This is a genomic window from Pseudomonas sp. (genome assembly GCF_026224925.1).
Lineage (GTDB): Bacteria > Pseudomonadota > Gammaproteobacteria > Pseudomonadales > Pseudomonadaceae > Aquipseudomonas.
Window position 1 is genome coordinate 1 of sequence record NZ_JAMFRV010000671.1, and the last position, 4161, is coordinate 4161.

Below are 4161 nucleotides of genomic sequence, written 5' to 3' on the forward strand. Positions count from 1 at the left end.
ATAAAATACTCGGTTACCGGCTCTACTTTGCCACCCTTCATAATGAGCCAGTCTCCATGAGTGCCGGTGTAGTGCCATACCAGTCCATCTTTTCCGGCAGCTACGGCTAAAGCCGCACGCAGATCGTCGGCACGCCCAGCCTTTGCCAGCGCGCGAATGTGGTCATCTAACTTATTCAGACGCGACTCGAGGTCTTGCTTCACCTGTGCATAGGGTTTTGGGCTAGAGACGGTTACGTGCTCCACTGCGACAACTGACTGGGTGATTTCGGGTTCGGCAGCGACGGCGACGGACCCAAACAGCAGTGAGAGCATACCGCTGCCAAAGAGTGGGAGGTGATTCAAAAAGACTGCATGAAGTTTAATAATAGAACGCATGATTTTTCCTGGATTGGTAGTCGACGCCGGCGCCAACGCACCGGCATGTGATTGGGACTCTTACGCTGGTAACAGAGGTGGATATCGACGTTGAGGCAGTAACGGCGTGCTGGCACTTCTCAGTTTGAACACGCTGACGTCGCGCTCCAAAGTTTGAGCCTGTTCTTCCATGCTTTTCGCTGCTGCAGCTGCCTGTTCAACGAGAGCCGCGTTTTCCTGCGTCATCTGATCCATCTGCGTCACGGCAATGTTAATCTGAGCGATGCCAGCACTTTGTTCGCGGCTGGATGTGCTGATCTCTCCCATGATGTCGGCGGCACGTTTAACGCTATCGACGATTTTATCCATCGTTTTCCCCGCCTCGTCGACATAGCTGGCACCAAGCCCTACTTGATGGACCGACGCATCAATCAGGGTCTTAATTTCTTTTGCTGCTGTTGCACTTCTTTGAGCAAGGCTCCTAACCTCGGTTGCGACAACAGCGAAGCCGCGTCCTTGGTCTCCAGCCCTGGCAGCTTCTACAGCGGCGTTCAGCGCAAGGATGTTGGTTTGAAATGCGATGCCATCAATCACACCAATGATTTCCACTACCTTTGCTGAACTGGTCTTGATGTCTTGCATTGTCGAGACGACTCGATTGACAACAGTCCGACCTTGGAGGGCAACGCTACTTGCCGACATGACCAGGTGATTGGCCTCTTGCGCATGCTCGTCGTTCTGTTGCACCGCCCGAGTGAGTTCCTCCATGGAGCTCGATGTCTCCTCCAGCGTGCTCGCTTGCATTTCGGTGCGCCGCGACAAATCCGCGTTGCCGCTCGAAATCTCGCTCGCAGCGATTCCCATGGTTGCGGTGGAATTTCGTACCCCGGTCACTAGCTGCGATAGATTGCCAATCATCTCTTGAAGCGCTCTCAGGAGTTGGCCTGCCTCGTCTTTGCTAGCATTCTCAATGCGTACCGACAGGTCACCAGCTGCGACCTTACGTGCTGTCTGTACCGCGTGCGCCAAAGGGCGGGTGATCGAGAGGCTGATGAACCACGCGCACACCGCCACGAAGACGACCAACAAGGTCATGAGCACCAGCATCAGGTTGCGGCTAGCGATGTACACCTGTTGAATATCGGTCGCCATACGGTTAATTTGCGCGCGCTCCTCCGCTTGCAGGTCTTTGATGCGTTGGCTATAGAGCTGTGCCGCCGGCACAAATTTATGTTCAATCAAATCTTCTGCTTCCAGGAGCTTGCCTTCCTTTTTTAGACTGATCGCCTGGTCACGAAATCGCAAATAGTCTTTCCTGCGCTGTTGAAGCTCTACCCACAGGATCTTCTCCTGCGGCGCCGTGATGTGTGGTTCGATTTGTTTTTGTAGAGCGCCTGCTTCCTCGGTGCCTTGTTTTACCTCACCGGCGAAGTAGGTCGCGAGTGAAGAGTCGCCGCTCTTCACAATCGCTAGACTTCGCCGGATGCCCGAATGAATGACTCGATACCAGTCGCTAATGAGACGTTCGGTGGTCAACGGGTCTTCGAGCAAGACACGACTTGCGTCTGCGACGTTGCTAAGCCTGCTGATGCCGATTCCGACGGCGATCAGCGCGACGACCAGGACGATACCGAAACCTGCCAACAGGCGCTTGCCTATGCCGAGGTTAATGAAATAGGATTTCATGGTTTTTCTTTCTTATTTGTTGGACTGCGGTCAGCGAAAATGACAACTCTGAAGCTTCTCGTTTTCGGCGTTACTGAAGGGCGATGAGTGCGACGGGTTTTTTCTTTGCGGCCTGCAGGCCGAGCAGGTAAGCAGAGATATTCGTTGTGGGCCTAGCGAACAGTTGCGCCACTATCGGCGGTGGTAAATACCGCTCATGGATCGCTTTGATACTGCCGTCTTTGACCATGGACTCAAGCGCGATAGCGATTGCGCTAGTCGTCTCATTTGGCATGCTAGAGGATGAGACATACATTCCCAACATCGGCGACGGAACCTCGCGGATTGGTACTAAAACCAGTTGATCCGAAATTCCTGCCTGCCGCGCATGCCACAGATAGATCCAGGGTGTCATGACTGCTGCTTCTGCGCGTCCTGCGTCCAATTTCCTGAACACTGTGGCGAAGTCATTGACATGTTCAACGCGGCCTTGCATCAACATTGGCTTCAGCATATCCTCGATTTTTTTACTCATCAACAGTCCGCGCACCCTATTGAGGCGGGTGTTCGGGCTCGCGACAAATTCATCAAGACTGCTGTAGGTGACCTCTTGGCGTTTCAGGAGAACGAGATAGCTCTGGCTGTACGCGTAAGGTAGAAAGACTGCAAATTGGTCGCGTTTCGCGTCCTGAATCATCGTCGCGCTTATGTCGATCTGACCCGCTTCAAGTTCGAGCATCAACCGCACGCTGGGCAGCCAAACAAACGTTACCTTGCAGCCGGTGCGTTTAGATAGCTCCGTGAATAAATCCACGGAAATCCCCTCATAACCATTGTTAGAGCGGAATGATGCATAACCACGGTCGCTGATACCGACACGAATATTGCTAGGGCAGTTCAAGGCCGTTGCGCTCTGCGTCAACAGGCTGCATATTGTGGCTACACCAGCTGCTAGAATCGACATATGAATTTTCATGACGCTACTCCAAGTGGAGATTTACAGCATGTACACAGCCGAAATTCTAGGTGCTGTTTTATGCCGCTAAAGGCGCTGCCTTCTGATGCCGCAATTTGCTGCCGACTGCGGCGGTCAGAATGAGTGCGGCGATTTCACACATCGCACCCACATAGCCCAGATCAGAGACGGATGCTAAACCCAGAGTGATTGAGCCAAGTGCGGCGCCCAGGGAAAAGCCCAAATACATAAATGATGCGTTCAGCGACAAAGCGACGGGCGTACCTTTTGCACCCGCGATTTCAATCAACCCTGCTTGCTGTCCAGGATAAAAAGCCCAATGTGCAATCCCCCACAAGACGACCCCCAGGAGAATTGGGCCAAGAGCCTGTGCTTTAGGAAGCCAATGAGCGCTAACAGATAGCAGTGCGAACGCCGCTGCCATGGCGACCAGTGCGGGTGTAATCACGGACCTGTGGCCGAAGCGGTCTACTGTTTTTCCGCCGATTGCGACACCAATTGCAGCTGCTAAGCCCCAAGTAAAAAGAACGTAGCCAATTTTTTCGCCGTGCAGCTCCGTCGCGCTGGTGACGAACAGAGCAAGGTACGTGTACACGGTATAGGCTCCCATCGCCCAGAGGGTCGTCACAAGCAGAGTCAACAGGACTATTGGCTGCTTCGCGGTCGCTATACGCTCTTGGATGGACGCCGTGGGCAGGCCGAATCCTATCGACTTTGGCAGACCGACAATTAAACCGACTGTTGCCAACAGGGAGAGTATTGATACGCCTGCAAAGGTCGCACGCCAACCAAGGCGCTCACCGAGGAGGGCTCCCAAAGGAACGCCGAAGGCAACGGCGATTGACAAGCCGCCATTTACGATAGCCAAGGCGGCGCCGCGCTTACCTGGGCCCGCGACTGCGCCGGCTAGAGCGTTTGCCCCGGGGACGTAGAGTCCCGCAGAAAAGGCCAGCAATATCCTAGCTGCCATCAAAGCCCAATAGTTTTGAGCTGACCAAGCGAAGAGATTTCCAACCGTAAAAATCGCCATTGTGGTGATCATCAGCCGTCGCCGATTTTGGTTACCGGTGACCGCAGTAAGAATCGGCGAGCTTAGCGCGTAGGCCAATGCGAAGATCGTTACTAATTGACCTGTTGCGACGATGCTGGTGTGCAGGTCTGCTG

At 53.9% G+C, this 4161-nt stretch carries 4 protein-coding genes; all 4 read right to left on the minus strand.

The features are described 5' to 3' along the window. Positions 1 to 377 (minus strand): hypothetical protein (locus tag M0974_RS28045; protein ID WP_297844856.1); only part of this gene is annotated, 377 nt, incomplete at its 3' end. Between the two features lie 60 nt (positions 378 to 437). After that, complete coding sequence (locus M0974_RS28050) at positions 438 to 2042, minus strand: methyl-accepting chemotaxis protein (protein ID WP_297844858.1); 1605 nt, start codon at positions 2040 to 2042, stop codon at positions 438 to 440. Positions 2043 to 2112: 70 nt separating this feature from the next. Further along, positions 2113 to 2997 carry an ABC transporter substrate-binding protein gene (locus M0974_RS28055; protein ID WP_297844860.1) on the minus strand — a complete coding sequence of 295 codons (885 nt, stop codon included), beginning with the start codon at positions 2995 to 2997 and terminating at the stop codon, positions 2113 to 2115. Positions 2998 to 3055: 58 nt separating this feature from the next. Further along, the coding region (locus M0974_RS28060; protein WP_297844862.1) for an MFS transporter at positions 3056 to 4161 on the minus strand (1106 nt) is incomplete at its 5' end.

Coding starts and splice junctions, on each gene's coding strand:
- M0974_RS28050 (WP_297844858.1), bottom strand. CDS start 2,042: ATGAAATCCTATTTCATTAACCTCGGCATAGGCAAGCGCCTGTTGGCA.
- M0974_RS28055 (WP_297844860.1), bottom strand. CDS start 2,997: ATGAAAATTCATATGTCGATTCTAGCAGCTGGTGTAGCCACAATATGC.